The 4,127-nt window shown below is 62.4% G+C and carries 3 protein-coding genes and 2 pseudogenes; 1 reads left to right on the top strand and 4 read right to left on the bottom strand.

Annotated elements, in window-relative coordinates:
* Positions 1–385, top strand: a pseudogene (locus tag QZY44_RS30075) (pyridoxal-dependent decarboxylase); the annotation flags it as partial.
* A 621-nt stretch (positions 386–1,006) separates the two neighbouring features.
* Here QZY44_RS30075 and QZY44_RS30070 read toward each other — a convergent pair.
* From QZY44_RS30070 to QZY44_RS30055, 4 genes and pseudogenes are all read right to left on the bottom strand, one after another.
* Positions 1,007–2,479 (bottom strand): outer membrane protein transport protein, encoded by a 1,473-nt coding sequence (locus tag QZY44_RS30070; RefSeq protein ID WP_295456413.1) that lies wholly within the window; start codon positions 2,477–2,479, stop codon positions 1,007–1,009.
* Between the two features lie 262 nt (positions 2,480–2,741).
* A complete protein-coding gene (locus QZY44_RS30065; RefSeq protein ID WP_365305577.1) occupies positions 2,742–3,389 on the bottom strand; it encodes a hypothetical protein in 648 nt (215 codons plus the stop codon).
* 97 nt (positions 3,390–3,486) lie between these two features.
* Entirely contained in the window at positions 3,487–3,639 is a 153-nt protein-coding gene (locus QZY44_RS30060) for a hypothetical protein (protein ID WP_295456410.1), read from the bottom strand.
* A 200-nt stretch (positions 3,640–3,839) separates the two neighbouring features.
* Positions 3,840–4,127, bottom strand: a pseudogene (locus QZY44_RS30055) (adenylylsulfate reductase subunit alpha); the annotation flags it as partial.

Genomic DNA, 4,127 nt, shown 5'->3' with positions numbered 1-4,127 from the left:
TGGATTCGCGGCGCTCAAGGCATGGATGACCATCAAGGAGCACGGAAGCGCAAAGTACGGACGACTGATCCAGCAAAATATCGATCAAGCGCATTACCTCGCACACCTCGTCGAGGACGCAGCCGAACTGGATCTGGCCTTGCCGGTCTCGCTCAACATTGTCTGCTTTCGCTACACCCGCCCCGGCTGCGACGCCGTCACCCTCGACCGGCTGAACAAGCAGATCGAGATCGAACTCCAGGAGCGGGGAGTTGCCGCCCCCTCGGTGGTTAGCATCCGGGGCAAGAAATATCTGCATGTGGCGATTACGAATCATCGCAGCCGCCGCGAGGATTTCGACATCTTGGTGCAGGGGGTGATCCGAATTGGCAACGAGCTGGACTGACAAGCGACCAGTCCTTTTATAGTGCCATCAAGATATTGTAAGATAAGGGGATATTTAGCGTTGCCGGAATGACCCAGCAGCCGTGTTTGACGAGATCCTCCAGAAATTTTCCGAGAAAAGCCCCGCTACCGTCATGGTGCGTGCCCTGCTGGAGCAGTTGCTCAACCCCGAGAAGCTGGACCGGTGGCTCTAAGTTACGCGCCAGACCCAATACACGCGTGACATTCTGTTCTCGTCGCTCGTGGGCCTGATGCTGCAAATCGTATGTAAGACGCAAGCCAGCGTTCATGCGGCGTACCGACACGCCAACATCGCGGCCTCAATCGTCGCGGTCTATGCGAAATTGCAAGGAGTCGAACTGACCACCTCCCAAGGGCTGGTGCGCTACATCGCCGGCGAGGCCCGGGCTGTGCCTCGCCATGACGGCGATGGGGCAGCCCGAGGCCACGGTGGATGAGATCGGTGCCGCGAGTTGGGTGTGACCCGGCAAACCGCTGTACCAGCGCGCCGAACTGCCCCGGCAGACCGATCGCGGCATCGTATCGTCCTGGAGCGGCTCACAAGAGCGTGCGTGACCTGGGTGGGTCCCGCACTCCCGGTAGGTCGGCGCAGGTCGGTGGGTCAGTTGATCAGCCAGGCGAAACTCAGGCCAAGCTCGTACTGGGACATGGCGATCGACGCGGACTGGGTGCCGGTGAAGGCGGCGGGTCCGCTGACGCGCTGTTCTGGGGCATACATGCCCCAGAAGGTCAGCTCGTATTGCTTGCGCAGGCGGTAGGTCGCACCCAGGGTCCAGTGATCCTGGATGACCGCGGGGGTCAGGGTGTTGAACGCGATCTCCTGTCTCCTGACGATCTGGTTGCCGTGGCTATAGCCCACGCGCAGGGTCAGTGCGTCGGTGACCATGTACTGCACACCAAGCTTCAAGATGGTCATGTCCCGCCAGCCGAAGCCGGCACCGTTGCGACCGCCCAGGCAATAGCTCGGGTTGTAGGTGGAGCCGGAGGCGGTGGGCCCGAACGCGGCATTGACGTCGCACCGCTGGGCAAGCTGGTTGGTGTTGCCGATGGCGGGTACGTCGCTGTACCAGATCTGCTGCACGTCCAGCGCCAGGGTGAGCCGGTTGTTGGGCTTGAAGGCCAGGCCGATGGTCCCGGCCGCCGGGACATCCAGGTCGCCCCCCTCGGCCAAGAGGTCGGAATATTTCTTGAACTTACCCATGTACGTCTTGGAGCGCAAGGAGAGCCCCAGGGTCCACTGGGGGTTGATATCCCACAGCGCGCCGAGCTGGAGCCCGTAACCCCAGGCCGAATCGGTTCCCCGGTTGGTGAGGTTGGCGGGCGATGAGGCGCTGCGGCCGCCGTTGGCGATCATGCTCTGGGTAAAGGTCTGGGTGAATCCCTGGAAGCCGCCTACGCCTCGCACCTCAATCGTTTGATACCCGACGAGGAGGCTCGCGCCGAGCGAGAGATTGTCCATGACCCGCCGGGCGTAGCCCAAGGCAATGCCCAACTGGGACAAATTAACGCCGGTATTGCCGCCGCCCAGCAGGCCGGTCCCCGGCACCTGAGCCCCGCACGGGTTTCCCGGGCCATGGGGCGGATTGGCGCAGCCGTTGTTGCCGCCATAGGTGCCGAGGTTGAGCATCGTGTTCCCGCTGCGGTAATCCGTGTTCATGCCGCCGTTGCCGAACAGGGCCAAACCGACGGTGCTCTTGGCGTCCAGGGGATGGGTGTAGCCAAAGCTGGGGATCAGAAAATTTTGATTCTTGCTCTTCACCGTGCCGGTGCCGTTACCGCTGCCGATCGGCGCATAGGCGCCGGTGGCCGCATCGGGCGTGATGCCGCGGTACTCGCGCGAGGGACTGAACAAGGCGGCCGCCAGGTCGAGGCGCTGCCCGAGCTTGGCGAGGGTGGCCGGGTTGCCGACGATGCTGAGGCTATCCTGGGCCAAAGTGGCCTCGCCGGCGCCGGCCATCCCCTTGGCCGCCGGCGAATAGGCATGCGACATATAGCCGTTGGTGGCTTGGGCGGTGGTGAGTGCGAACACGCAGCCGAGTCCGAGCGATACGGCTGAAATTCTGGAAACAGACATGGGATCCCCCGGGGTTGTGATGCAGCGGTGCCGCTGGGGCGTGCTGCTGATTTTTTCGTTGGCGGGGAGAAATTTATCACAAATCATCAAATACTAATATTATTTACAGCTACATTTCATCGCCATTACCAGTCGGAGAGGGCTGGCCGCTGTTCGGTTACGGCGCCCCCAGTCGGTCGCTTTGAAGGGCAACCCACTGGCCCCTGCTGCCGCAAGGATGGATCAAGGCCCGGACACAATCCGCGCGGGGCAAGCACCTGCCTCACTCATTCGGCTCCTCATACATCTCATCCTGCTCCATGGCGCGCCGCGCTGCCGCCTCGGTGGCGAGCCGCTGTTGTCGCTCGAGGTGGCGCAGCCGCCGCTGTTGCGCCGCTTCGCGGCGCAGCGGGATGGTCTCCTCACCAAAGAGCACTTGCCGCAGAAAGCGGAAGCCGAACTGCATCAATTCCACGTCGTCGCACAAGACGGTCTTCAACTCTTCGGCCGGCAGGTCGTAGATGTCGCTGAAGCCTTCGCTGGCGACAAACCGGCTGAAGCGGTCGATGTCGTAGCAGACCATGAAGAACAGCTCCAGGCTGCGCTTGGACGGTTTGCCGATGCTCGGACCGGAGGACTTCTTTTTCAGGATCAACTGACGCCAGTCACGCGCCAGGTCGTCATAGCCTTCCAACCCCTGTTCCTTGCGGTAGTCGGCCACGGTGATGGAGCGCGGCTCCTGGTGGCCCAGGCAGTGCGACTCCTCGACCAGGGCATAGGAGGAGGTGTCGGTGTATTCGTCCTGGCGGCGCAGCGACAGCAGTGCGACCGGGTAATAGCGACAGGCGGTCGGTCGGTCTTCGTAGACGCTGCAACCCGCGGGGGTCATGAACTGGCAGGTTGTGCCATTGGCCACCGGGCGAAGCTTCACCCCGGCGATGCTGTCTTGCTCGATCTCATAGGGAACGGTGTATTGCCGCAGGAATTCGCCTGAGCTGGTTCCGAAATGGCGCTTCAGGCGCAGGATGTCATAGGGGGGTCAGTGAGATGTCGATGTTGCTGCAGCAGGCATTCCAGCAGGCGATGCCCGGGCGGCACTGGAACGTGATGACCTTGCTGCCATCAAAGGTCTGCGGTACCACCGGGCTGCCGGGGAAGGGCGGGGGCTGGTCATCTTGCATAGCGGTTACCTGCGTGTCGATCGGGTGGCGGCGTTGGTGGGGCTGGATTATAGTTCCGGGCGGCATCCGCGCCGCAACTGGTCGCGGCCGGGGGGCCGCTCCTACGGAGTAACCGCGGCGCCGTGAGTGAGTGCCAAGAATCGGGCCGGTACGCCTTGCGGCGTCCGGCCCTTGTGCCTTACGCGATGCCCGTCGGGGGCTTAGTGCGCCGCCGCCTTGAACAGCTTCGACTTGTCCACCAGGTCAACGTGCTTGCGCTTGAAGCAGGTCCACTGCTTGGTGTTCTTGTCGTAGATCGAGTTGACGAAGCAATGCCAGTTCTCTTCATCGACAAAGTTCTTGTCGGTGCGGTAGTAGAAGCCCGGGTAGCGAGACTCCTCACGGAACTGGATGTGCTTCATATGGGCCTCTGCCGTGATGATGCGGTGGTAGTTCTCCCAGGCACGCAGCAACTCGTGCAGGTCCTTGGCGCGCATCTTGACCGAATC

This window comes from uncultured Thiodictyon sp., assembly GCA_903837595.1.
Classification (GTDB): Bacteria; Pseudomonadota; Gammaproteobacteria; order Chromatiales; family Chromatiaceae; genus Thiodictyon.
The sequence above is the reverse complement of the archived record's forward strand: the minus strand, read 5'-3'. Positions and strand labels throughout refer to the sequence as shown.